22 protein-coding genes and 1 pseudogene are annotated in these 26,372 nt (G+C 42.6%); 8 read left to right on the top strand and 15 right to left on the bottom strand.

Going from position 1 to position 26,372, the window contains the following annotated elements; genetic code table 11:
• Window positions 1-293: 293 nt before the first annotated feature.
• The 5 genes from leuB to leuC all read right to left on the bottom strand — a co-directional run bounded on the left by leuB (window position 294) and on the right by leuC (window position 5,192).
• Window positions 294-1,397, bottom strand: a complete 1,104-nt coding sequence (gene leuB / locus JFC10_RS11385; protein WP_198332894.1) for a 3-isopropylmalate dehydrogenase — start codon at window positions 1,395-1,397, stop codon at window positions 294-296.
• Window positions 1,398-1,706: 309 nt separating this feature from the next.
• A complete protein-coding gene (locus JFC10_RS11380) occupies window positions 1,707-2,444 on the bottom strand; it encodes a hypothetical protein (protein ID WP_193012885.1) in 738 nt (245 codons plus the stop codon).
• Between the two features lie 141 nt (window positions 2,445-2,585).
• Window positions 2,586-3,236, bottom strand: a complete 651-nt coding sequence (leuD, locus tag JFC10_RS11375; protein ID WP_198332892.1) for a 3-isopropylmalate dehydratase small subunit — start codon at window positions 3,234-3,236, stop codon at window positions 2,586-2,588.
• A gap of 47 nt (window positions 3,237-3,283) precedes the next feature.
• Complete coding sequence (locus tag JFC10_RS11370; protein ID WP_198332891.1) at window positions 3,284-3,748, bottom strand: hypothetical protein; 465 nt, start codon at window positions 3,746-3,748, stop codon at window positions 3,284-3,286.
• 25 nt (window positions 3,749-3,773) lie between these two features.
• A complete protein-coding gene (gene leuC, locus JFC10_RS11365) occupies window positions 3,774-5,192 on the bottom strand; it encodes a 3-isopropylmalate dehydratase large subunit (protein ID WP_193012888.1) in 1,419 nt (472 codons plus the stop codon).
• 396 nt (window positions 5,193-5,588) lie between these two features.
• Here leuC and JFC10_RS11360 point away from each other — a divergent pair, with 396 nt between their 5' ends.
• Entirely contained in the window at window positions 5,589-6,461 is an 873-nt protein-coding gene (locus JFC10_RS11360; protein ID WP_198332890.1) for a LysR family transcriptional regulator, read from the top strand.
• Between the two features lie 484 nt (window positions 6,462-6,945).
• Window positions 6,946-8,445 (top strand): sodium/proline symporter PutP, encoded by a 1,500-nt coding sequence (gene putP, locus JFC10_RS11355; protein ID WP_193012890.1) that lies wholly within the window; start codon window positions 6,946-6,948, stop codon window positions 8,443-8,445.
• A 766-nt stretch (window positions 8,446-9,211) separates the two neighbouring features.
• On the opposite strand, the gene JFC10_RS11350 is transcribed toward putP, so the two are convergent.
• The 3 genes from JFC10_RS11350 to JFC10_RS11340 form a co-directional block, all read right to left on the bottom strand.
• Window positions 9,212-10,570, bottom strand: a complete 1,359-nt coding sequence (locus JFC10_RS11350) for an outer membrane protein transport protein (RefSeq protein ID WP_198332889.1) — start codon at window positions 10,568-10,570, stop codon at window positions 9,212-9,214.
• A 405-nt stretch (window positions 10,571-10,975) separates the two neighbouring features.
• Entirely contained in the window at window positions 10,976-12,178 is a 1,203-nt protein-coding gene (locus tag JFC10_RS11345) for an OmpP1/FadL family transporter (RefSeq protein WP_198332888.1), read from the bottom strand.
• A 377-nt stretch (window positions 12,179-12,555) separates the two neighbouring features.
• Window positions 12,556-12,828: a SlyX family protein gene (locus JFC10_RS11340; protein ID WP_045455183.1), complete on the bottom strand. Its 273-nt coding sequence runs from the start codon at window positions 12,826-12,828 to the stop codon at window positions 12,556-12,558.
• Window positions 12,829-13,068: 240 nt separating this feature from the next.
• On the opposite strand from JFC10_RS11340, the gene JFC10_RS11335 reads away from it, so the two are divergent.
• The 6 genes from JFC10_RS11335 to JFC10_RS11310 all read left to right on the top strand — a co-directional run bounded on the left by JFC10_RS11335 (window position 13,069) and on the right by JFC10_RS11310 (window position 19,446).
• Complete coding sequence (locus JFC10_RS11335; RefSeq protein ID WP_198332887.1) at window positions 13,069-15,018, top strand: ATP-binding cassette domain-containing protein; 1,950 nt, start codon at window positions 13,069-13,071, stop codon at window positions 15,016-15,018.
• 474 nt (window positions 15,019-15,492) lie between these two features.
• A complete protein-coding gene (gene petA, locus JFC10_RS11330) occupies window positions 15,493-16,077 on the top strand; it encodes a ubiquinol-cytochrome c reductase iron-sulfur subunit (protein WP_198332886.1) in 585 nt (194 codons plus the stop codon).
• 22 nt (window positions 16,078-16,099) lie between these two features.
• Entirely contained in the window at window positions 16,100-17,305 is a 1,206-nt protein-coding gene (locus JFC10_RS11325; RefSeq protein WP_193012905.1) for a cytochrome b, read from the top strand.
• Window positions 17,305-18,021, top strand: a complete 717-nt coding sequence (locus JFC10_RS11320) for a cytochrome c1 (protein ID WP_193012895.1) — start codon at window positions 17,305-17,307, stop codon at window positions 18,019-18,021. The genes JFC10_RS11325 and JFC10_RS11320 overlap by 1 nt, the downstream gene beginning before the upstream one ends.
• 214 nt (window positions 18,022-18,235) lie before the next feature.
• A complete protein-coding gene (locus JFC10_RS11315) occupies window positions 18,236-18,850 on the top strand; it encodes a glutathione S-transferase N-terminal domain-containing protein (RefSeq protein ID WP_193012896.1) in 615 nt (204 codons plus the stop codon).
• Window positions 18,851-19,008: 158 nt separating this feature from the next.
• Window positions 19,009-19,446 (top strand): ClpXP protease specificity-enhancing factor, encoded by a 438-nt coding sequence (locus JFC10_RS11310; RefSeq protein WP_198332885.1) that lies wholly within the window; start codon window positions 19,009-19,011, stop codon window positions 19,444-19,446.
• Window positions 19,447-19,533: 87 nt separating this feature from the next.
• Here the strand turns inward: JFC10_RS11310 and dcd are convergent, their stop codons facing one another.
• The 7 genes and pseudogenes from dcd to JFC10_RS11275 form a co-directional block, all read right to left on the bottom strand.
• Window positions 19,534-20,109, bottom strand: coding sequence for a dCTP deaminase (dcd, locus tag JFC10_RS11305; RefSeq protein WP_010199897.1), 576 nt, complete (start codon window positions 20,107-20,109; stop codon window positions 19,534-19,536).
• A gap of 156 nt (window positions 20,110-20,265) precedes the next feature.
• Window positions 20,266-21,369, bottom strand: coding sequence for a DUF2804 domain-containing protein (locus JFC10_RS11300; protein ID WP_198332884.1), 1,104 nt, complete (start codon window positions 21,367-21,369; stop codon window positions 20,266-20,268).
• Window positions 21,370-21,381: 12 nt separating this feature from the next.
• Entirely contained in the window at window positions 21,382-21,819 is a 438-nt protein-coding gene (locus JFC10_RS11295) for a hypothetical protein (RefSeq protein WP_198332883.1), read from the bottom strand.
• An 83-nt stretch (window positions 21,820-21,902) separates the two neighbouring features.
• Window positions 21,903-23,129: an iron-sulfur cluster carrier protein ApbC gene (gene apbC / locus JFC10_RS11290; RefSeq protein ID WP_198332882.1), complete on the bottom strand. Its 1,227-nt coding sequence runs from the start codon at window positions 23,127-23,129 to the stop codon at window positions 21,903-21,905.
• Window positions 23,130-23,363: 234 nt separating this feature from the next.
• Window positions 23,364-24,609: pseudogene (locus JFC10_RS11285) on the bottom strand (magnesium transporter).
• A gap of 177 nt (window positions 24,610-24,786) precedes the next feature.
• Window positions 24,787-25,587, bottom strand: coding sequence for a 3-hydroxybutyrate dehydrogenase (locus tag JFC10_RS11280; RefSeq protein ID WP_198332881.1), 801 nt, complete (start codon window positions 25,585-25,587; stop codon window positions 24,787-24,789).
• A gap of 126 nt (window positions 25,588-25,713) precedes the next feature.
• A complete protein-coding gene (locus tag JFC10_RS11275; protein ID WP_198332880.1) occupies window positions 25,714-26,343 on the bottom strand; it encodes a CoA transferase subunit B in 630 nt (209 codons plus the stop codon).
• Between the last annotated feature and the right edge of the window lie 29 nt (window positions 26,344-26,372).

Raw genomic sequence — 26,372 nt, 5'->3', positions numbered from 1 at the left:
CAAATTCAAAAGACTACATTTCTGTTTACAAGCAGTTAATAATGTCATATCACCCTGTGAGCATATAACAGCTTTATGTTAATAAAGCCCTTGTCCTGCGGTGTCTGTGTTAAAACAAGTACTTTTTTACAACTATCTGGTCTAGTGTGTTACCGCTGAACAATAATTCAAACAAACATAAAAAACCCATAATCTGCTGAGCAAATTATGGGTTTAAATTGACGATAAATTGTAAAGGTAAGAGTTCTGCCCTATCGAAATAAAACAGGAAAAAATTCAATCTATAGTGATCATTAAAGCAATTTAGCCAATACTGCTTGTCCCATCTCTTGACAACCTACTTGCTTCAGTCCAGCTTCATTACTATCTAAAATATCAAGCGTACGCAAACCATCATCAAGGACATCACTGACTGCTTGCTCAATCGCTTGTGCTGCTGCCTCTTGCTTAAAGGTATAACGCAGCATCATCGCAACCGACAAAATCGTTGCTAAAGGATTGGCTTTGTCTTGTCCAGCAATATCAGGCGCTGAGCCGTGACATGGCTCGTACATGCCTTTGCCTGCTTCATCAAGACTGGCTGATGGCAACATACCGATAGAGCCTGTCAACATCGCAGCTTCATCAGACAAGATATCACCGAACATATTACCCGTCACCATGACATCAAACTGTTTGGGATCTTTGATCAATTGCATACAAGCATTGTCAGCATACATGTGCGATAACGCCACATCGCTATAATCTGCTTGCTGCATCTGGGTAATTGTCTGCTTCCACAGCTCAGTCACTTCTAAAACATTGGCCTTATCCACAGAACAAACTTTGGCAGCCGTACCTGCGGCTTGCGCACGCGTTTTTGCCAACTCAAAAGCAACTTTGCCGATACGCTGAATCTCACTCGTACTATATACCATGGTGTTGTAGCCTTGCTGTTCACCATTCTCTAGTGTACGTATCCCACGTGGCTCACCAAAATAGATACCACCAGTCAGCTCACGGACTATAAGCAAATCCAAGCCTGAAATAATCTCAGGTTTGATGCTAGAAGCATTGACCAACTGCGGGTAAAGCTTTGCCACACGTAGATTAGCAAACAAACCAAGCTCACCACGTATTTTAAGTAAGCCACGCTCAGGACGCTTGCTGCGCTCAATACCATCCCATTTAGGACCACCGACCGCTCCTAGCAATACCGCATCTGCTGCTCGGGCACGGGCTAACGTCTCATCTGGCAAAGGCTCACCCGTTGCATCAATGGCCACACCGCCAATCAATCCAGATTCAAGTGTCAAATCTAACGCAAATTTATTATTGACCGCATTAAGTACGTCAATGGCTTGAGTCATAATTTCAGGGCCGATACCATCGCCCGCTAATGTTAAAATCGTTGCCATACTAATCCTTGTGAGTAGATAGTTTTTTATTTATGCTAGGGCGTGTCCTCATTTTAAAAATGGTGATAAAAATGAGATAAATTGCCGTCAAACAAGGAAAGTAGCGCAAATAATATCGAGATATTGATAAGCTATTTAACAATGTTTGGCAAAATTTAGCCATTCTTAGCCCATTTAGAGGTTAATCGATTGAATTGAGGACACGCCCTAATGCTACAAACTTACGATATTTTCCTAAAAACGATTTTTGGTGCCATCAATTGCACACAAAACAGTGGTCTATTGCTATTTGTGTAAATCAAATGTGCCCTAAGCTTTTACTTTCGATGGTGCGGGCAGCGCTTTCACGATACGAGTTTCTACAAACTCTCCTTGGTGCTCAGTACCCAGCTCTTTACAAAAGCGGCGCTGTACAGTCTTGCCTTGATACAGCTCAACACATAGCGGCTGTGGTGAAGCAGTGTCCAATAAACTACCAGAATTATCGTTAGACTTTGTCTGATAAGCTCGCAATTGATAAGTATCCGCCTCAATAAAATCGTGAATTAAGACAAAACGTTCAACATAGTCCAAATTATTTTCTGGATAGAAATTCACCTGTACTTCGCGTTTTGCAGGTTTTACCCGCGCATAATAATTGGTTAGACCCGGCATACCTGAAGCAGACAAAGGTACAATTTTAATCTCATTTTTAGATGCGAGTGGTGTCATGTTCATGTTTGTGTACATTGATGTTTGCGCATGCTTAATACCGATACGACCTTTTGCGCTCGCGTCTTTCATCGCAACCAGCATGGCAGGATTGATAGGCTCATGCGTATCCGCTCCTATCACTCGTGTCTTATCTATGCGTGCAATTTCACAGTGATAAGTCCCTATACAGGCAATATTGACTTCACCAGTGATCGGCTGAATCTTACCTGCCCATGCTTTGGCGTTTTCTGCCTCATCTATTTTCTGATACCCAGTCAATAGCTGACAGCCTGACAACAATAAGCTTGCGGCAACAACCGTACTTGTCCATAAAGCATAACGTTTTTTATTCATAATGGCGGCTACTATTTATGAGAGAAAGAATAAAATATCGTAAAAAAACTATCCTTCATTTTAGCCAGTTCACCGCCATAACTCAACGCTACATTACTACTGTTCAGCAGTTTTATGAGTAATAGCTTGCAGGTTTATTGTTTATGCTCGTACATTATTAAATATCCACGGTGTTTTTTGCATCATCTTATGCTCATAATCTTTAATGGCATCGCTTTGCTGCAAAGTTAAACCAATATCATCAAGCCCATTTAACAAGCAATGTTTGCGAAAAGCATCCACATCAAATGCGTATTCTTCACCTGTTGAGCTAATGACGACTTGGCGCTCAAGATCTGCGGTTAGCTCATAGCCTTCATTAGCAAGCGTGTCTTTCATTAATATATCTACAATTGCCTCGTCCAAGACGATTGGTAGCATGCCGTTTTTAAAGCAGTTGTTATAAAAAATATCCGCAAAGCTTGGCGCGATTACCGTACGAAAACCATATTCAGACAATGCCCAAGGCGCATGCTCACGACTAGAGCCACAACCAAAGTTTCGGCGTGCCAGCAAAATAGTCGCGCCTTGATAACGCGGTTTGTTTAGTACAAATTCTGGATTGATAACGCGTGTGCTATTGTCTTGACCTGGATACCCTTCGTCAAGATAGCGCCAATCATCAAACAGATTGACACCAAAGCCTGTGCGTTTGATGGACTTTAAAAACTGTTTTGCAATAATTTGATCGGTATCGACGTTTGCGCGATCTAATGGGCAAACGATACCCGTTTGAGTGTTATAAGCTTGCATAGTTTTTCCTTAAAATATCAATTACTAACGTAAAATTTTCTGGCTGCTTAATACAGCTCAAAAGAGCGTGCCATTTGCTTGACTATCTTAGTCATCCTACCCGTTTCATTTTTGGCATAGTTCAAGTGTAGGACAGCTTCCTTACCGTCATCAACTTTAATAACATGATAGAAAACTTGACCGTTTTCTCTATAGCCGCTTACTGTATAGGTGTTATCTTTTAAAAGCTCGTAGGTAACTGTGGTACCTATCTTGTATCGATGCTGCTTTTCTTTCAAATAATCGCTATCGGTATAAGAGAAGACAATTGGTGTATAACTACCAAAGACCAAAATATCGGCATTAGAATTAGCCAACTTAAAATGACGACCATCACCATTACCTGCCTCGGGTAGCCATTTTAATTGGTTAGGCACATCGATACAGTAGGCAAATTTTGCATTACAGTATTCAAGAGCCATCGCTAACTGAGAGCTACTCAATAAATAAAATAAAACAAGTAGCCTTTTCATTTTCATGCTCTATACAAATGTAAAATTAAAACGTTCTTACATCGACAAAATGACCAGCTAACGCTGCTGCCGCTGCCATTGCTGGGCTTACCAAATGCGTACGACCACCATTGCCCTGACGACCTTCAAAGTTACGATTAGATGTTGAGGCACAGTGCTCTTGCGGCTCAAGTTTGTCTGCATTCATCGCCAGACACATCGAACAACCCGGCTCGCGCCACTCAAAACCAGCCTCCGTAAACAAGGCATCTAAACCTTCTGCTTCAGCCTGCAATTTCACTTGCCCAGAACCCGCCACAACGATGGCTTCTTTGATATTGTCCGCGACTTTACGACCTTTAATGACTGCAGCGGCATCACGCAAATCTTCGATACGGGAGTTGGTACATGAACCAATAAAAATGCGATCAAGCTGGATATCGGTAATCTTCTGCCCAGCGTCTAAACCCATATAAGTATAAGCACGTAACCAGCCTTCTTCTTGTGCCTCATCTGCGGCTTGATCAGGTGTCGGTACTGACTGTGTGATATCGACAACCATTTCAGGAGAAGTTCCCCAAGAGACTTGTGGTGCTATTTGGCTACCATCGAGCTCAACCACAGTATCAAATACTGCGTCATCATCTGAATATAAGGTACGCCAGTAAGCTTCCGCTTGCTCCCATTGCTCAGAGGTTGGCGCATAAGGACGACCTTTGACATACTCAATGGTCGTATCATCGACTGCAACCATACCCACGCGAGCACCCGCTTCGATCGCCATGTTACAAACGGTCATGCGACCTTCCATACTCATGTCTTCAAATACTTGCCCAGCAAATTCGATAGCATGGCCTGTCCCGCCAGCCGTGCCAATTTTGGCGATAATAGCCAATACCACGTCTTTTGAGGTCACGCCAGCACCAAGCTTACCGGTAACACGGATTTGCATATTTTTTGATTTCTTCTGAATCAAACATTGAGTTGCCAATACATGCTCAACTTCAGACGTACCGATACCATGCGCTAAGCAGCCCAGTGCGCCATGAGTAGCAGTATGCGAATCACCACAAACAACCGTCATACCCGGTAATACCAAACCTTGCTCAGGGCCAACGACGTGTAAAATGCCTTGACGAGCATCATTAATCGTGAATTCAGCGATATCAAATTTGGCGCAATTTTCATCCAAGGTTACTACCTGCAAGCGTGATACCTTGTCTTTGATACCAGGCACGCCTTCTAAACGCTCTTTAGTGACTGTGGGTACGTTATGATCAGGACTGGCGATATTAGCCGACAGGCGCCACGGCGCTCTATTGGCTAATTCCAAGCCTTCAAATGCTTGCGGACTGGTCACTTCATGCAACAGATGGCGGTCGATGTAAATCAGGCTCGAACCATCATCACGCTTGGTGACTTCGTGAGCGTTCCAAAGTTTGTCATATAACGTTTGACCAGCCATGTTGCTATCCTTTATTGGTTGCTAATTACTGAATTTTTTACTTAACGATATTTTATCGTCAGCGGCGCTTGTATAAAAATCGATATTTTCATATTGGCCATGCTGAATAAATACTGCCAAAAATTGGTATTAAGAATGAATGTACGGTAAAAAACATAAATATTGCTTATTGGTAATCTTACATTTATGACCACTGTCAGTGCTTAAAACGTGCGATGAACTGCAAATAATCAATTTAATAGAATAAATACGTCTCGATGTCTTGTGATTATAGCAGGCTAATCCTATAATAATAATTGATGATTTTTGACCAGATGCAAACTTTTATTTCTAATACATTGTGATTGGGTCAGCCAACTTTTATTTATAGCTCGCAAAGTAGCTAAGGACATCCGTTTGAACACCACAAACTTGACAACATTCGTTACCGTTATGCACACTGGTAGCATCTCAGGCGCCGCAGAGAAACTGTTTATTACTCAGCCTGCTGTCAGTAAGCGCATCAAAAATCTGGAAGATGAATTTAACATTACTTTGTTTGATACGGTGGGACGCGGCATTGTGCCAACCCAAGCAGCCAGCGAAATGCTGCCACACGCCAAGCGTTGGCTAGAAGATTATGAGAATTTCAAGATTAATCTGCAACACTCTCAACATATCGTATCGGGTAAGTTAGTCATCGGTACCAGCCATCATATTGGCTTGCACCACTTAGCGCCTGTACTCAAGCATTTTATCCAAGCTTATCCTGCCGTACAACTAGAAGTACATTTTGTCGATTCAGAAACTGCTCATAAAGCCGTACTTGATGGCGATTTATCATTGGCATTTTTAACACTGCCGCCCGTCTATGATAAGCGTTTGACTTATCATACTTTATGGTCCGATCCCCTCTACTTTATGACTGGCACTTTATCTCCTTTAGCGACAAAGTCTAATGTAACACTAGAGCAATTGGCGCGCTATCCTGCTATCTTGCCTTCTGCCAATACCTTTACCAGTCAGATTACCTTGGCTGAATTCGCTAAGCATAACCTTAAGCCTTATGCCACGATGAGCACCAATCCACTTGAGTCTATTCGCATGCTGGTTTCTGTTGGTCTTGGTTGGTCGGTGCTACCACAAACGATGGTTAGTCAGGATTTAGAACGTATTGACATGGCAGATAATATTGAATTGCAGCGCTATTTGGGGGTTGTTATTAATCCAAAATTGACAAAATCTAGTAGTGTTACTGCTTTGTTAGATTTATTAGCGCCTATTGAATAGGAGTTTTCTGCCGTAGTAATAATGATTGTAGCGTGCTCTTAAATCAAGAAAGCACGCTATTCGCATTTGTGACCCTCATGAGTTATAATACACCTGACGTTGTTTTCATAACAAAAATTTACCATAAGAACACTGATAGTCATATATTGAACACTTCGAGTAATATATGATAGTTGATAGTAGGTTTAATGGTTTTAAATGATTGGTTATATAGGCGGCAGATACTGATAGATGAGTCGTCAATGCGAGCAATAGAAATCGTAGAATGTGACATTTTTATGGCTTTCTAAGCACGGCGGATTAGTATGAGCCCTAAAACAGCATCAATCATATAAAACTAACAACAGATATTGAATAAAAGCCATTATGTCCTACTTAATGGCTTTTTTCGTCTTTAGATATTGTTTTGGACATCGTCTTATAACACTTAATCTTTATAGTTAAAAATAATTACCGCCAACAATGTTGGTTAAGGACAATTTATATGAACGGAGTTTCTAGCGGCGTGCTGGTATCACTTGGCGCCTATTTTTTAGTGATGATTGGGATTGGCATTTACGCTTACTTTAAGCAAGCCAATGATACTGAAGGCTACATGTTAGGAGGACGCAGTTTAGGTCCCGCAGTTACTGCATTATCGGCAGGTGCATCGGATATGTCAGGTTGGTTACTACTTGGCTTACCCGGTTACATGTATGCTGACGGTGTCGTGAGCATATGGATCGCGCTTGGTTTGACACTTGGTGCATTTTTAAACTACCTTATTGTGGCACCGCGCCTTCGCGTTTATACCGAAGTGGCTGATAACGCCATTACGCTACCTGATTATTTCGCTAACCGCTTCGAAGATAAATCGCACATGCTACGTGTGATATCTGCCTTGGTTATCATTCTATTCTTCACCGTTTATACCGCTGCAAGCCTAGTAGGTGGCGGTAAGCTCTTTGAAAGCTCTTTGAATCTTTCTTATAGCACTGGCCTATGGGTCACCGCTGGCGTTGTTGTTGCTTATACGCTATTCGGTGGTTTCTTAGCCGTTTCGATGACTGACTTTGTGCAAGGTATCATCATGCTGTTTGCAATGGTGATTGTTCCTGTCGTCGCTTTCACTGATCTTGGTGGTATTTCAGCCACTACTCAAGCTGTTAGAAACATTGATCCAAGCTTGCTTAACATTACTAGTGGTATGAGTATTCTTGGTATTGTTTCCTTAATGGCATGGGGCTTGGGTTATTTTGGCCAACCACACATCATCGTGCGCTTTATGGCAATTCGCTCAGTCAAAGATGTCCCTACTGCCCGTAACATCGGTATGAGCTGGATGATTGTCAGCCTTATTGGAGCACTGATGACTGGTTTTGCTGGTCGTGCGTATGTCCAAAAGACAGCGATGACTCTAGATGATCCTGAGACCATCTTTTTAGTATTTACGCAGTTTTTATTCCATCCATTGGTTTCAGGCTTCTTATTAGCAGCGATTTTAGCAGCGATCATGAGTACCATCTCATCGCAACTATTGGTGGTATCAAGCTCATTGACTAAAGATGTTTATAAGCTGTTTTTTGATAAAGATGCACCGGAAGCGCGTCAAGTATTGGTCGGCCGTATTTCCGTAATCATTGTCGCCGTGGTTGCCATTTTACTGGCGTCTAATCCAGAAAGCTCGGTATTGAATTTGGTCTCTAACGCCTGGGCAGGATTTGGTGCAGCATTTGGACCATTGGTTATTTTCAGTCTCACATGGCGCGGTATGAACCGTAACGGTGCAGTTGCTGGTATGGTCATTGGTGCATTGACGGTTATCCTATGGATTTATGGTCCTTTCCAAATGAATGGCATGGCATTAAATAGCTGGTTATATGCTATCGTTCCAGGCTTTATATTAAGCACTATTGCAATCTTCGCGGTTAGTATTATGACTGGGGGTCCAAAACCATCAGTCACTGCGAAGTATAAAGAGATGGAGCTGAACTTAAATAAATAAGTTTACACACGACTTTTCCAATAAAAAAACCTCGCCATCATTGGCGAGGTTTTTTTATTGAGAGCTATTAGCTCTAATACATAAATTGATAACGCAATTCAAATCTCGAAGGTAAATAAATGACTAAATTATAATCATTCAATATACAGTTATATTTTTAAAAAACATGGTGGTGTATAAGAAAATATTCTGAGGTGATAAAGGAAGGCTCACAGCCTGAGGTAATTAAAACCCCAATAGATATCAGCTGCCTCGACTTTCCCAGTCTCAGCTTGAAGAAAAATGGTATAAAAAGCGATGGTAAGCAGAACTACTAATGTGCGGCTAATAAGTTAGAGATATTGCCGTTATGATGGCAATTAGCATCGGTAAAGTACTGAACGCCATAGAGACATCGATGTATAAGATCCTCCATAACAGGACATACTATGAGTGCTTAGAGGTTGACAAATTTTGGGCTTAAGTAGTTCAAAAAAAGTCTAAATCTTGGCTCATCAATGCTTATTATCGTAATAATTCAATGAGATTGTGCCTTATGTTTGAGGCAAATACCATTTCATTACGGGCAAGAAACCAATCACTGCCGTCTTAGATATCGTCTGAAAAAAGCTGTCAAATAATCTATTATTTTTCTAAAAACTCTTATGCACCCTTTAAAGTCTTTGATGTAATGTTCTTTTATATCAATTTCTATTTCCAATACCCATAAAAAAGCGACCCATCACGGATCGCTTTTTTTATGTATTAATACTGCTAAATATGCGTATTATTTAATATCTTGATAAGAAACTTTCAAACCTAAGATGTAACCATCGTTATCTTGGAAATCACCAGCGATTTTTCCACTAGGTAAACGGCCTTTTGCATCGCCGAACCATAAGTATTTACCACCAGCGGATACTGCCCAGTTTTCAGTCACGTTATACTTTGCACCCAAACCAGCGCTGTAATAGCCATCGATAGGACCTAACGAAGTTGTCGGATCACCAGCACCACTATCCCAACCAACAGTACCACTAATCGCAAGTGCTGGTGCGACACGCTTAGCCAACCCTAACTCTACCATCCATTGATCGTCTTCATATTCAACCAAGTTTAAGCCATCAGGTCCATAGGTTCCTTGACTCACCTCATTATATAATGGCGGTGTGATGACAAAATCACTCCATGGCACCCAACGTACTTTTGCCGTTGCTAGTGTCGTTGGATTGATACCCGTTTGGAAGTCAAAATTGACAGATTTTGGTGTTGTAATCTCATAATTGCTGTTCCGGTTGGCAGCCGCAGCACCTATAGCTGCTGCCTGTGCTGGAGTAGCTCCTTGTTGCAAAGCAGCTCCTTGAGCCAAAATACCTGCTATAGGATAATTTTCAGAGATATTTATATCATGATCAATCTCAGAACGATAAGTCAAAGCAGCCTTCAAAGCGATTTCAGGCTTGCTATAGGCAATACCCGCTATATAACCATAATCCATATCAGGATTGCTGTTTGAGGTATAACCAGTAGCTGGGCCATAAGCGAGTCCGCGCAGTTTGGTTTTAGATTGAATACGCTGAGCAACTGGACCACCATAAACTTGAAAGTTTTTATTAGCACCAAACTTCATCCCAAGGATACCGGTCAAGCTTTGGCTGCGGACTTCAACATTAGTACCTTCACCTGCAGTGGCTGACTCAGCTAATGCTATTGCACCTGCGGTCTGTGGGTTTACGCCATCAGCTACTAATGCGCCTCCTGAAGCAGCCCTATCTTCACTTGCAACGAAATTACTTTGAGTGTACTTAGCAGCAGCACCAAAAGGCTCATCATACAGCACACCCACACTGAACGTGTCATTAATATCAGCTTTTACACCATAGCGGAAGAAGTCATAGGATTCAGCAATATCACCTGTTTTATTGCCACGCTCATAGTCATTTTGAGCAGGGTTAACATTAGCACTATCGTAACCGCTTACATCAGCATCGATATAGGTGTAAACAGCTTCAGCATAGGTGCCATCTTGGAGGAAGGCTGTAACATCCTGACCTGAACGGTCAAGACCAGCAGCGTTGGTTACGCTAGCTACAGAAAGTGTGGCAATTGCTACTGCAAGGGTTTTCAAATGAAAGGTAGTGCGCATTGTGTATCTCCAAACGTCCTCGTTGTTTAATCATTTTAATAATCTGTATGTGGCATTGCTGCACACAACATTCTGACTATTAAAGCGGTGTCCTAAGGTGAATACTAATGCCTTTTTGACACTAAAACAACAATTAAAGCACTTTATTTCCCGAATATGACTGGACAGTACAAATAAGATACACGTACAAAATTGATATTTAATTTTTAGTTCTCATATTTTTTAGAATGCCCTCAGCATTTTTTAGATATAGCCGTCAAATACCTATCGATTATAACTTAGTGGTTCTAATATGCTCTAAACCTTCCTTGCACATAAACACACTGACATAAAAAAGCGATCCTATCAGGATCGCTTTTTATTATCTAAGCTATGGATTTATAACTTAACGACTTGCACATCACATTAGTTTGCTTGATAAGACAGCTTCATGCCAAGTGCAAACCCATCGTTATCTTCAAAATTACTCACAACATTTTTATTCGGTATTTGACCTTCAGCATCACCAAACCACAGATACTTACCACCAGCAGACACAGCCCAGTTTTCTGTCACATTATACTTTGCACCCAAACCAGCACTGTAATAGCCTTCGATAGGACCTAATGATGTCACTGGATTACCAGCACCACTATCCCAACCGACAGTACCTGTTACTGCTAATACTGGAGTCAGGCGCTTAGCCAAACCTAGCTCAACTTGCCATTGATCTTCATCATAGCTTACCAATGCTAAGCCATCCGGCTTATATTCGGGATTTACAGCGCTTACTTCATTGTATAGTGATGGTACGATTGCAAAATCACTCCAAGGAACCCAACGAACCTTTGCCGTTGCTAGTGTCGTTGGATTAATACCTGTTTGAAAGTCAAAGTTCACTGATTCAGGAGTAGTAATATCAATAGTATTGCTTCTGCTTGTAGGCTTTCCAGCTTTTATAGCTAAAGGATAAGACTCAGCTGCATTAGTGGTATGGTCAATCTCTGAACGATACGTTAGGGCTGCTTTCAATGCAATTTCGGGTTTGCTATAAGCAACGCCAGCTAACCAACCATAATCTTGGTCAGCACTAATATGTGTCGTGTAACCATTAGCAACTTCATAAGCAGTACCACGCAATTTCACATCAGCCTTTACACGCTGTGCCACTGGACCACCATAGACTTGAAAGCTCTTACTTTCGCCAAGTTTCGCACCGACGATACCAGTGATACTTTCAGTACGCACTTCCACGTTAGTGCCTTCGCCGTTTCTATCTGAAGCGGGGTTTTGGTCTACAAAGTCATTATTACCACTGTAATCCGCTGCTGCACCAAAAGGCTCATCATATAAAATACCGATGCTAAACGTGTCGTTAATATCTGCTTTTACGCCATAACGGAAAAAATCATAATACTCAGCGATATCACCAATCTTATTGCCTGACAAGTCTTTACCACTCACATCGGCATCGATATAAGTATAAACAGCTTCAGCGTATAGGCCATCTTGTAAGAATGCGGTGATATCTTGACCTGAACGATCAAGACCAGCAGCACTAGCAACGCTAGCAATAGAAAGAGCAGCAACAGCTACTGTTAGAGTTTTCAAATGAAAATTTGCGCGCATTATATATCTCCAAACGTCCGCATTGTTTTACTACTTTGCCTAGTGTTAGTGGGCAAGCAGTATCCGAGGTGGAGGATAGTAAAGATTTTCGAACATTAAAACAACTGCAAAAATACATTATTTCCTCATTATGACTGAACAGTATCTGTATTTCATAACGCGGATATAATGGCTATAGATTTTCAATTATCTAGCTTTTGCCAGTCTTAGGGCGTGTGCTCATTTTGAAAATGGTGATGAAAATGAGATAAATGGCAGCCAAACAAGAAAAATAGTGCAGATAATATCAGGATATTAACCAGCTATTTGACGTAGTTTGGCAAGATTTAACCATTTTTAGCCCATTTAGTCGCTTTCGTTTAGATTGAGGACACACCCTAATAATGAGGTGGTCTTTCTGCCATGACATCAAATGGCGCAATGCCGCCTTCAGGATCCTGACTTTCAACTTGTTTATAAATCAGCTGCAACTGTCGTTGTAATGTCTGAATATCTTTATCTTGCCGCGCAATCACCTCATCGAGTCGCTCTACTGTCATCTCTAGATGCGCCATACTCATCTGTAAATCAATGACTTGTTGCGTTTGTAGGTCAGCATGCACAGCTAAAGCCTCGTTCTGAGCCTTATCTTGAGGATTAAATTGATTCATATTTTTCTCTGAAGTATCATAAATATAAGACTGGTAGAAGTCATTAATAGAATGGCTTGATGACCGATAAAAAGTAGTGATTGGACGACGATGCTCTTTATAAAATAGCAGCCGTTAATAAAACCATAAATAGTGCGGATAAAATTATTTACGCCCACTACAGTCACGTGATGGCATGTTATACTGCTCGCAATTTTGCAGCAACCCCTACCTCACTATTATATAAGCTTAAGATATTCTATGGCACTGATACATTTAAAAGATATCCACCTTGCTTTTGGCGTCGCTCCTGTTCTTGATGGCATTGATTTTGCTATTGAAGCAGGTGAACGTGTCTGTTTAATTGGCCGTAATGGCGAAGGCAAATCCACCTTGTTTAAGCTGATTAGCGGCACATTACAGCCTGATAGCGGCGAAGTCATTATCAACAGCAGCGTGCGCGTTGCGATGCTAGAGCAAGACGTTCCCGAAACCAGTGGACGTATTTTAGATATCGTCATGGGTGGTAGCCGCCGCACTGCTGAGCTGCTTATCAACTACAATGCCCAAACTGACTTATGTGCGAATGGTGATATGGATGCTTGCGAGCGGATGGCCGATTTGCAGCATGATATTGATGCGGTACACGGTTGGGATTTGGAACGTGAAGCAACCCGCCTGATCAAAACCATGGGGCTTGACCCAGAAGATGATTTGTCTTCATTATCAGGTGGTCGTAAGCGCCGCGTACTACTAGCACGTGCGTTGGTTACCAAACCCGATGTATTGCTTCTCGATGAACCAACCAACCATTTGGATGTTGATAGTATTGAATGGTTAGAGCGCTTTTTATTAGATTGGCAAGGTCTGACATTGTTGTTTGTCACCCATGATAGAGCATTCGTTAACAAATTATCGACTCGTATTATTGAGCTTGATCGTGGTCAATTGACCAGCTATGACGTAACCCAAGGCGAAGGTGGCTACGCACGCTATCAAGAGCTAAAAGAGCTACAGTTACAGGCTGAAGAAAAAAACAACGCCAACTTTGATAAAAAACTGGCGCAAGAAGAAGTTTGGATTCGCCAAGGTATCAAAGCCCGTCGTACCCGTAATGAAGGCCGCGTCCGCGAATTAAAAGCACTGCGTGAAGAGCGTAGCGATCGCCGTGAGCAAGTGGGTAATGTCAACATCACGATGGGTCAAGGCGAGAAAAGCGGTAAGCTCGTCTGTAAAGTTAAAAACTTACATCTTGAGTACGATGGCAATGTCTTGGTTGATGACTTTACCACCACTATCATGCGTGGCGATAAAATCGGTATTGTCGGACCTAATGGTGCGGGTAAAACCACCCTTATCAAAGCCCTACTCGATATGTCTGATGACGAAGTCACCAAGACTGGTAACGTCGAATTAGGCACCAACCTAAAAATCGCCTTTTTCGATCAGCTACGCGATCAGTTAGACCTTGAAGCCAGTGTGGCGCAAAACGTCTCAGAAGGCTCAGACTTTGTTGAAGTTGGTGGTCGCAAGACGCACATCATGAGCTATTTGCAAGACTTCTTATTTGCCCCAGAGCGCGCACGTACGCCTGTCAAAGCACTATCAGGTGGTGAACGTAACCGCGTACTACTTGCCAAGCAGCTATTAAAGCCTGCCAATATTCTAGTACTCGATGAGCCAACCAACGATTTGGACATGGCGACACTTGAGCTACTAGAAGAGTCAGTAGCCAGCTTTGGTGGTACGATTTTGCTAATCAGCCATGACCGCTCATTTATGGACAATGTCGTTACCTCTACTTGGGTATTTGACCAAGATGAAGACGGTAAAGGTATCGTTAAAGAGTATGTCGGTGGCTATCAAGAATACTTGGTACAAAAAAACCGTGAGCAAGCCGCACAAGCTGCTAGATCTAATCATAGTGGTGCTGCAAACAGTAAGCCAGCTAATAAGTCGACGCAAGCTGTCACGGCTCAGCCTAATAAGGCCAATAAAAAGCTCAATTATAATGAACAGCGTGAATTGGATAACTTACCAAAAGAAATCGCGGCACTCGAAGCCGAACAAGCCCAGTTGCAAGAGAAACTGGCTGACGGCTCTTGGTTCAATACCGATTTTGACGCCGCAACCGCTGCCAGTGAGCGTCTATTGACGATTGAAGATGAAATGATGAGCAAGCTTGAGCGTTGGAGTGCGCTTGAGAGCTAACGTTAGCGACTGAAGCGATGTCTTATAGAACTCCGAGTTTTATAAGACACGAAAGGTAATGAAATAATCACCGTTTTGTTCTTATAAAGCGGTGATTATTGGTTTACGACTACTTACACAGTAGTTAGGTACTGAAAGTTAGTGAACATTGCCTTAATTTCAAGTATCATTCGCTATTGCTGAAAATCCTTATTAATTATAAGGTCATCACGTTCACAATCCTTGTTAAAACAAAGTCGACGTTAAACATTGATAATCCAGCTATTTTGGCTTGGTTGTCACATTCAACCTTATAATATGTCCTATCGAGGTTGCTTTATTTTTAACGCAATAATTTATTTTATCACCGAAATAGCTTAGAATAGCAACAATTAGCAAAATTAGGCACAGCTAAAGTGGCTTGATATTGTATATTTTCTAAGCCACAAACCCAGTGTGGGATAATCCCATTTCATTCACCTGGAGGAAGTATTAATGAGCCAAGCCGAAGGCGTTAATGTACAACGCCGTAGAGTTCTTATTGCCTCAACTGCCGCAATTGGTGCAGCTGGGGTAGCTGCCGTGGCGACACCTTTTGTCCGTTCTTGGTACCCAAGCGCTAAAGCTGAGGCTGCAGGGGCTGCAGTGACCCAAGATATTGGTTCTATCGAAGATGGACAAATGATCGTTGTCAAATATCGTGGCAAACCTATTTATGTGGTTAAACGCACAGAAGACATGCTAGCGACTTTAGGGCCAGTAACACCTTTACTGTCTGACCCTGAATCTAATGCATCATTACAACCCGAATACTGTAAAAATCCAGAACGCTCTATCTCGCCAGAAATCTTGGTGGTAGAAGGCGTCTGTACACATTTAGGTTGTGCACCAAACTACCGTCCTGACGTTGGCGCGGCTGACTTGGGCGGTAATGATTGGTATGGCGGATTTTTCTGCCCATGCCACGGGTCTAAATATGACTTGGCGGGTCGCGTCTTTAGTGGCGTTCCTGCACCTCTTAACTTACCTATCCCAGATTACAACATGGATGGTACCATCTTGACGATTGGGGAGGCTTAATATGAGCATGGGTAAAAAGTTAATGCATTGGGTGGACGCTCGCTTTCCAGCGACCGAAACCTATGAATATCATATGTCAAAGTACTATGCACCAAAAAACTTTAACTTTTGGTACTTTTTTGGCGTGTTATCAATGGTGGTACTGGTTAACCAATTGGTAACAGGTATTTGGCTGACCATGATGTACAACCCAAGTGCCGAAGGGGCATTTGCGTCTGTTGAATACATCATGCGCGATGTCAAAGGGGGCTGGCTCATCCGTTATATGCACTCGACTGGCGCGTCTGCGTTCTTTGTGGTCGTATATCTGCATATGTTCAGAGCACTGCTGTATGGTTCATATCAAAAACCACGTGAGCTTATTTGGCTCATCGGTATGGGTATTTACTTAGCATTGATGGCAGAAGGTTTCTTCGGTTACCTACTTCCTTGGGGCAACATGTCATTTTGGGGTGCACAGGTTATCTTGAACCTTCCTGCTGCTCTACCTGTGATTGGTGATGGGCTTGCAGAATGGGTACGTGGTGATTATATTATCTCAGGTATCACCCTAAACCGCTTCTTTGCTCTACACGTGGTTGCTATCCCATTAGTACTTGTGGGCTTAGTATTCATGCATATTGTAGCGCTACACCATGTGGGTTCAAACAACCCTGATGGTATTGATATCAAGAAGCTTAAAGACAAAAACGGTGTACCATTAGATGGTATTGAATTCCATCCGTACTACACGGTACACGATATGATTGGTATCGTGGTCTTCTTTATCTTATTCTTTGCAGTGGTATTCTTCTTCCCAGAAGGCGGCGGTTTCTTCCTTGAGCCACCAAACTTTGAGACAGCGAACTCACTGAAAACACCAGCACACATTGCACCAGTATGGTATTACACGCCATTCTATGCCATTTTACGTGCGGTTCCTGACAAGCTAGGTGGTGTGATTGCGATGGGTGGTGCGATTGCCGTACTATTCTTGATACCATGGCTAGACAGATCGCCTGTGCGCTCTATACGTTATAAAGGTATTTTATCCAAGATTGCGCTAACTGTCTTTGCGATTAGCTTTGTAGTATTGGGCTACTTGGGTGCGACACCTGCGACGCCGACATCCACTATCATGGCACGTGTATTCACTATTCTATATTTCTTGTTCTTCTTACTAATGCCGTTCTATACTGCTATTGAGAAGTGTAAACAGCCACCCGAACGCGTTACCGGAGGTCACTAATGAACACGCTAATTAAATCCCTAGCGGGTCTAGGCTTAGGCGCGGCATTAACCTTGACGGCTGGTACTGCACTGGCAGCTGGTGGCGGTGGATGTGGTACATTCACCAATGCTGACGGTGTGGTAGAACACTTAGCTTGTAGTACTGCCCCTATTGATTTTACCAATAAGGGCTCGCTACAAAACGGTGCGAAGATCTTTATGAACTACTGCGCTGGGTGTCACTCAGCCAAGTATGTTCGTCACTCGCGCATTGCTAAAGATTTAGAGATACCACCTGAGCTGGTCGAAAAGTATTTGATGGTCACCACCGATCAAATCGGTGACCATATCACTGCTGAAATTGATCCTGAAATTCAAGCGTCTTGGTTTGGCGCAGCACCACCAGACCTATCACTTGAAACCAGATTACGTGGCGATGACTGGGTATACACTTACCTATTGTCATTTTATGAAGACCCAAGCCGTCCTTGGGGTGCCAATAATTTAGTACTTGCAAATGCTGCAATGCCTCATGTCTTGCATAATATGCAAGAAAAATTGAGCGCTGAAGAGTTTGAAAGTGAAGTGGGCGATTTGGTTAACTTTATGGCGTGGATGGCAGAACCTAACCGTCATGACCGTCAAGTGATTGGTTTCTTCGTGATTTTATTCTTATTAGTATTACTCATTCCAGTTTACTTATTGAACAAAGAATTCTGGAAAGATGTAAAATAATTAAGTATTAAAAAATATATTGTCATCATAAAAAGGCACTACTTTGGTAGTGCCTTTTTTTATTCATCTTTTAACAATTAAGCATTTAGTCTCACTATCCTTGTTGAGAAAGCAGAGAAGTAAAGCGCTTATCATCAATGTTTACGTACGTTGCCTTGATAATCAAGGCAACTTTGTTTACGATGACAGGCTTTACTATTAACATTAGGCTTTCATGATTGATGCAAACGACATTCCAAGTAGTCAGCTGATTTTATACGCTGATGACGGCTACGACAGTCATGTGGTGCGCCTATTGCTTGAGGAAAAAAAGCTTGCCTATTATCTATCACGTTTGCACTCTGAGCGTCCTGAAGATTTGACTGAGCTTAATCCCTATCATACGTTGCCTGTTCTGCAACAACGTGAAATTGCACTGTATGAGATTAACGTTATCTTTGAGTATCTTGAAGAGCGTTATCACACCAATAAGCTACTGCCTGATACCCCGCAAGAGCGTGCCCAATTTCGCCAGCTGGCTTGGCGTATTCAGCACGATTGGCTGGTACTCGGTAAGCGTCTACTCATGCACCCTAATAGCTTTAATAAAGCACAAGCTGCTATTGCGAAAAAGCAATTAAGCGATTCTTTAATTACTTTGTCACCACTGTTTGCTCATAAGCCTTATTTTATGGCAGACGAGTTTGGGTGGTGTGATGTGCTGCTAGCGCCACTACTGTGGCGACTTGAAGAAATGGGAATCGAGCTACCACGCGCGATTAGTCGTCCCCTATTTGACTATCAACAGCGAGTCTTTGAGCGTACTAGCTTTCAAAAAAGTGTGCGTTAATTAGACAGCTGCCGACAGCTTGCTTACAATAGGAAGCAGTCTAATATAAGCGAATAAAACGAAAGCTAAGCAAATTTTATTGATGTTTTATCGGTAGTAAAACGCTGAAAAAAGTATTTTTTAATCATTAAAGACCATTAAATATAGGAAGCCAACAGATGAGCGAAACCACCTCTATTACTCCAACACGTCCCTATATGGTGCGCGCGCTATATCAATGGATAGAAGACAACGCACTTACCCCTTATCTGATGGTTGATGCCACTGCTGAAAACGTACAGATTCCAAGGGAACACGTGCAAGATGGTCGTATCGTATTGAATATCGCCAGCCGTGCGACTGGTAATATGAGTATGGAAAATGATTATATTCATTTTAGCGCGCGTTTTGGCGGCGTGTCACAAGAGATTTGGGTACCACTGACGGCGGTGCTAGGTATTTATGCGAAAGAAAACTCGCAAGGGATGTTTTTTGACCCCAATGAATATGATAACTATCAACCTGAAGAGGATGCGATAGCAAGCTCACAAAAAAGCCCTACTGCGACACCTAAAGCCAAACGTGATAATAAAGCGGGTTTGAAAGTGTTGAAATAGTGAAATCGGACACATAAAAAAGCCAGTCGTATCAAATATGACTGGCTTTTTTTATTGTCAACATAAAAGGGTGACGATTTTAGAAAATTAGGTTCTTGGCAATGTCACACCGCGTTGACCTTGATATTTACCGCCGCGATCTTTATAGCTGGTTTCACAAACATCATCAGCATCACTTTGGAAAAATAGCATTTGTGCTACCCCTTCGCCTGCATAAATACGCGCTGGTAGATTGGTGGTATTACTAAATTCTAAAGTAACATGTCCTTCCCACTCAGGCTCCAGCGGCGTCACGTTGACGATAATTCCGCAGCGCGCATACGTTGATTTACCAAGACAGATCGTCAAAACGTCACGTGGAATACGGAAATATTCCATGGTGCGTGCTAGCGCAAATGAATTGGGCGGAATAATACATTCGTCGCCGACGATATCAATAAAACTTTTTTCATCGAAATTTTTAGGATCAACGACTACTGAATGAACATTGGTGAAAACTTTAAACTCAGGTGCACAGCGCACATCATAACCATAGCTTGACGTACCGTAGCTGACCAAACGCTCGCCTGCATCATTGAATCGCACTTGACCCGCTTCAAACGGCTCAATCATGCCATGTTCTTCGGCCATTTTACGAATCCAGCGGTCAGATTTGATAGACATTGTTGTTCCTTAGCAAATATTAAATGATGGTGATGGTCTGAATAGTATTTTGATAGCGACGATTATACGGAATTGATGGCCCGATTTATAGAGCAGTAGCGACTTTAAAATCAATACCTCTAATAACTTCCTCATCATCACTCTATATTTTACAGACTACCATTTGGCAAAGTGATCTTCTGCTAAGCCCATTACTTTATCGATTTTAATAACTTCGTCTTTTAGACGAATCTCACCACTATAAAAGCCAAGCCATTGCTCAAAAATACTGGCAATCACACCAAAGTTATCCATCTTCTTATAAACAGTCATCGGTGTAAAGGTTAAATCAATATCAACATTGCTCCAGCCTAGGTTTTGATGATAGATACGCCAAGTATTTTGCACGGCTGTATCCACTTCTTGACGTATAAATAGCACTGGTGGTAAATAATAAATCTGCCCATCTAGCCAGCACGCATTTTCGCTGACCCCTGTTTCATTGACACCCATCGACAAGTTCAACGTAAAATGACGACCATCGGGTAAATAGCTGTTGATACAGGTCCAAAACCAATTGGTCTTGTGACGCATATAGCCGAGCGTCCAATCTAGATTGGCGATAGTCGTTTCGGAAAAGTGGATTTGTTTGGCTTGAGCATCCACGTTAAATTTTGAATTGGCTTTAATCAGTAAATGACCAGCTAGGGCTATTAACGGCTCTTTTTGGGTGAACGTCCAGCCTCGTCTACCCGTCGGCGTACAGATAGCAAGTGGCTGCGAATGCCGCGCCAATGTTGCATGCACTGCAAGAGACTGACTGTCCAGCATTACCTCAACTTGTAAAGGCGTAAAAACCAAGTTTACGGTGAGCTTGGGATGAGTAAATAGCATCTGACCTTGATAGCAGCTACCTTCTAAACTCGTTTGTCGAGTCAACGGCTGCAAGGCTTCACAAACCTCTAACTCATCCGTCGCATCGTTATAAACATAAATGAAGGCGCTACTTGCCAACTTAATCGTTGCCAATGCCAGACAAATCCGATAAGGCGGTTGGATAATTTGAATAAAACAGAATTGATTGGCTTTTAAATCTTTGCGCCAGTTTGTCAGCGCCTTTTGCGAGATTAGATGACTGTGGTAGTCCAAATAGTTGATATTTTTTACTTGTGCAAAAACACCAAAAACAGGCTGAGAATTTTTAATAAGTTCATTGAGAACAACTGGCTTCATGCTGGTGGATAAGTGTTGTTGATCTTGCTCGTTGCTATTTTGATTCATGATTGAGGCATCCTAGCCAAACTTTTCTAAAGGTACTATTTTTCCTTGATAACTCACGGCAGTATGTACAGTTTTTCTTTTTGCCTTCGCAGAACCCACAAAAAACGCTTCCGTTATCACCTTAACTTCAATGCTGGTCAATCCATCTGCCAGTATTTCTGTCACATCGGTAGCGGCTATCGCGCTCATCCATAAAAAGTGTCTCGGAAACTTAAGTAAGAGGTCAGTTAACGCCTGTGAAAATTTGTTAAAGTCAGCAATCACCATTCGGCGATTGCTAAAGTTGGCGTTGACCTGATGGCGTTTACTACTCCCATCTTTATAGTAGCAAACGGCAATCACTTGATTGTTTGAGAGCTCAATCACGTATATCGGCGGGCGCAATAATTTCAAAAACATATACTGCGTGGGAATATCCTCTAAATGGCGTTGATAAATAGATAAGCTCACAATACTCCCTTTTTGAAAATCTAAGCCCTTCAAATTTCATTTACTTAGGCTATTTAACTATTACTAGAAGCAATTAAAAACCATTAAAAAATACGCTTATCATCGATAGGCTTTGCAAATTTATTAATATTGGCTTCGATATTTTTAGCAATGCTCATATAGTAAGGCGCAAATTCATCATCCGCTAAGACGCTTGGCTCACCTTTATCCACTTGTGCACGAATTCCACTGGCAAGTGGCAGCTGCCCTAATAGCGGCACCCGATATTGTTCAGCGATTTTCTCTCCACCGCCTGTACCAAAGATAGCTTCGGTATGATTACAGTTACTACAGGTATGCAGCGCCATGTTTTCAACCACACCAAGTACTGGAATGTTGGTTTTATTAAACATCTCAATGCCTTTTTGCGCATCAAGTAGTGCAACGTGCTGCGGCGTCGTAACAATCACGGCACCCGTCACTGGAATACGCTGCGCCAATGTTAGCTGAATATCTCCCGTACCTGGTGGCATATCAATCACTAAGTAATCCAGCTGCGGCCAATTGGTTTGGTTATACAACTGCATCAGCGCACCAGTGGCTTTTGGTCCACGCCACGCGACAGGCGTATTGTCACCATCGAGCAAGCTACCAATCGATAGCATCGCCATACCATGCGCATTGATAGGAACAAACTGCTCATTTTCCAGCTCAGGTTTGATATTATCGACGCCCAGCATCGTTGGCATACTAGGACCATAAATATCGGCATCCAGTACGCCAACACGGTTGCCTAGCTTTTGTAATGCCAAAGCAATGTTGACCGTGGTGGTGGATTTACCAACGCCACCTTTACCTGATGCTACGACGATAATATGGCGAATGCGTGGATGCGCGGCAAGTGACGCTTGTGTCGGCGCTGCTTTGGTAATCGGCGGTTCGGCATCAGCCGTCTTACTATCAGCTGTTTCTGACGACTGACTTTGACTATCCATTGCATTGGTGGTCTTGGGCATTGCCTTTGGTAAGCTTGATCCTGTCCCTTTCGCTGGTGCTGGCAAACGAACATTCATGTGAATAGTCTTGATACCATGCGGATGTAGCAGTTGCCCAAGCTCTTGTTGGATGATTTCAGGATTACTATTTACGGGTAGACGCAAGTCTAAGGTGAGCTGGTCACCATCGCGCTCAAGCCCCGTTACCATGGTGGCAATGCTGACAGTACCTACTTCGTAACCCAGCAGCACCTTGTCCACAGCACTATCGCGCTCTGCCCGCTGCTCTGGTGTTTCTGGTTTTTTGGTGGAGGTTTTCTTCATAAAGTTAAACATAGCGACCATTACTTCCTATACAAGTGGGTGGGCATGGCAAAAACTCAGTGAATACTGTCGTAAATAGCGTAAACAGTATACCTCATGAGCATTTTAGCCAAACCTTTTATAGTGACAGTGTAGCTGAATTACCCATATAAAAAAACCACAACGATAGTGGGATTAAGCTTTATAGAAGGTAGTCTATAAGGCTAATATTTATATAATGATTACTATCTTTTAAGCAGTTTTACTTTAGCCTATAGACAAAAACTGTGAAGCAATAAACAAATAAATCAGCACACCTGACGCATCACAAACAGAAGTAATCAAAGGCGCACTGGCAGTGGCAGGGTCAAAACCTAATTTATTAAGCACAAAAGGTAGGCTCATACCAATCATCACCACAGACATCATGCTCAGTGCCAGCACTAACGATACCACGGCATCACCACGTACATAACCGATGATTGAGATAGCAACAGCCATCGTAGCCCCAAGCATCAACGCAACTAGCGCTTCTCGACCCAACAATGAAAACCAGTCGCGCATGACCACATCACCAGTCGCCAAAGCTCTCACCATCAAAGTCGCTGACTGCGAGCCAGCGTTACCGCCACTGTCGACCAATAAAGGTAAAAATAACACCAACCAAAACAACCGCTTACGGTATAACACTCGAATGCTGATGTCTTTTAATTTGCCCACCATGGTCGAGACACCGCCCGACTTATGGAAATCATCGGTAGCCTCATCACTGGCGACGTCCATCGCATCATCGTGGGTAACAATACCGACCAAAGCACCACTATCATCGGTAATCGGCAAGGCAATTAAATCATAGCGGGCGACCATTTTCGCAACGTCTTCTTGATCGTCGTTGACATCACAAGATATGATGGAATTGACCATAATGTCATTAATCATCTGCTCAGGAGCAGCTAAAATAAGTACTCGTAAAGAGACAACGCCTAATAACTTACGCTCGTCATCAATCACATAAGCATGATAAATAGTCTCAGCATCAGGTGCTTCTAGTCTAAGGGCTGCCAGTGCTTCAGTTACGGTCATATGAGCAGCTAAAGTCGCATAATCAGACGTCATCAACGCACCAGCAGTGCGCTCCTCATAGGCAGATAACTTACGAATATCTTCACGTTGTGCCTGTGCCAATGCTGGTAACAAAGCATCCCGCTGCTCCTAATTTAGGTGCTTATATAAGTCGGTACGCTCATCTGCGGGCATCTCGCCTACTATCTTTGCTAGGTTTGCGCGCGGAAACTCATGTGCCATCGCGACCTGAATATCCCTCTAGGTAAGAAAATACCGTAGAACGATTTGGCAGCCGTTCCAATAGCTGCCAAGCAAGATTTGGCTCCATGAGTGCCAGAGCATTAGAAACATCAATGGGTCGCTGGTCTTGGAATTGATTAACTGATTGCTCAAACTTCTGCTGTTCGATCGCACAGTTTAACTTTGCTGCAAAATCTTTATTATTCATTATCTTTACTCTGTGCGACCCAAAACGGTCTTCAAGCGCTCACAAAAAAAGAGCCAATCTAATTGGCTCAAATTAATATAAAACCAGATGCTAATGGACTGACCTTTTATTTTATTAGCAAGCTAATGATCCTTAAACCAATCAAACAGCCCGCAAACCCATTAATTCACTACTCAGTTAATTCATAAACCAACCATGACTGGCAACGATAGACTGACCTGTGAATACATTGCTCGGGAATGCCGCTAAAAATAATGCCAATTGGGCAATATCATCAACGGTCGTGAATTCTTTATCTACCGTATTCACCAGCATAATATCATTGACTACAGATTCTTCACTGATACCTTTTTCAGCCGCTTGTTGCGGAATTTGCTTTTCGACCAATGGCGTTTTGACAAACCCTGGGCAAATCACATGTGCGCGTACATTATGCTCAGCGCCTTCTTTTGCCAATACACGGCACAGCCCAAGTAGACCGTGTTTCGCCGTGACGTAAGGCGCCTTAAACATTGATGCCTCATGCGAATGTACTGAGCCCATATAGATAACCGTACCGCCCTTGTCATCCTTATACATGTGCTGTACCGCCGCTTTAGTGGTTAAAAATGCGCCATCTAAATGAATGGCGAGCATTTTTTTCCAATCATCAAACGCCATTCTGTTGATTGGGTCGATAATCTGAATACCAGCATTAGAGACCAAGATATCAATACTGCCAAAGGTATCAACAAGCTGCTGCACACCATTATTTACGGCATCTTCAGACGTTACATCCATGGCAATGGCAAGTGCACGCCCGCCTAGCGCTTCGATAGCATCGACCGTTTTCTGGGCGGCTGCAAGATTAATATCAGCAATACCAACCGCCGCGCCTGCCTTCGCATAAGTCTCAGCGATATTACGTCCGATACCACTGGCAGCGCCAGTGACTAATGCCACTTTGCCCGTTAAATCCTGTTGTAATTGGGTCGCCATATATTGTCCTTAATAATGGGTAATGATATGAAGTTATGAGGTAAACCAGTAAATAAGCCACTAAAATCTAGTGGCTATCAAATAAAGTATTACGCAGCCTTTACACTATCAGGTCATGTATCAAAACTATTGAGCAATGCTCACTGGCGTTTTTGCTTGTAGCTCATCAAAGCTAACGCCATCTGCCAGCTCAACCAGTTTCAATCCATTGTCCGTCACATCGAGTACTGCAAGCTCAGTAATAATACGATCAACCACCCCTTTACCTGTCAATGGCAGCTCGCAATTAGCAAGAATTTTTGGCTCACCGTGTTTGTTGACCTGCTCCATCAATACAATCACGCGCTGCACACCAGCGACTAGATCCATTGCGCCACCCATGCCTTTGACCATTTTTTTGGGAATCATCCAGTTGGCTAAATCGCCTTTTTCTGACACTTCCATCGCACCCAATATCGCCAGGTTGACATGACCACCGCGAATCATCGCAAATGACTCTGAACTACTAAAATAACTGGCGCCCGCCTCTGCGGTCACGGTCTGCTTACCAGCGTTGATCAAATCCGCATCGACGTTATCCGCCGTTGGAAACTCGCCAATACCTAATAGACCATTTTCTGACTGTAGCCAAACATCTACATCTTCAGGAATATAATTAGCAACTAAGGTGGGTAGCCCAATACCTAGGTTTACATAATAGCCATCTTCTAATTCTTTTGCGGCACGCTGTGCCATCTGCTCTCTTGTCCATGCCATGGTAACTTCCTTATTTTTATAACTACCCC

Source organism: Psychrobacter aquimaris (assembly GCF_016107525.1).
GTDB lineage: Bacteria > Pseudomonadota > Gammaproteobacteria > Pseudomonadales > Moraxellaceae > Psychrobacter > Psychrobacter aquimaris.
The sequence above is the reverse complement of the archived record's forward strand: the minus strand, read 5'-3'. Positions and strand labels throughout refer to the sequence as shown.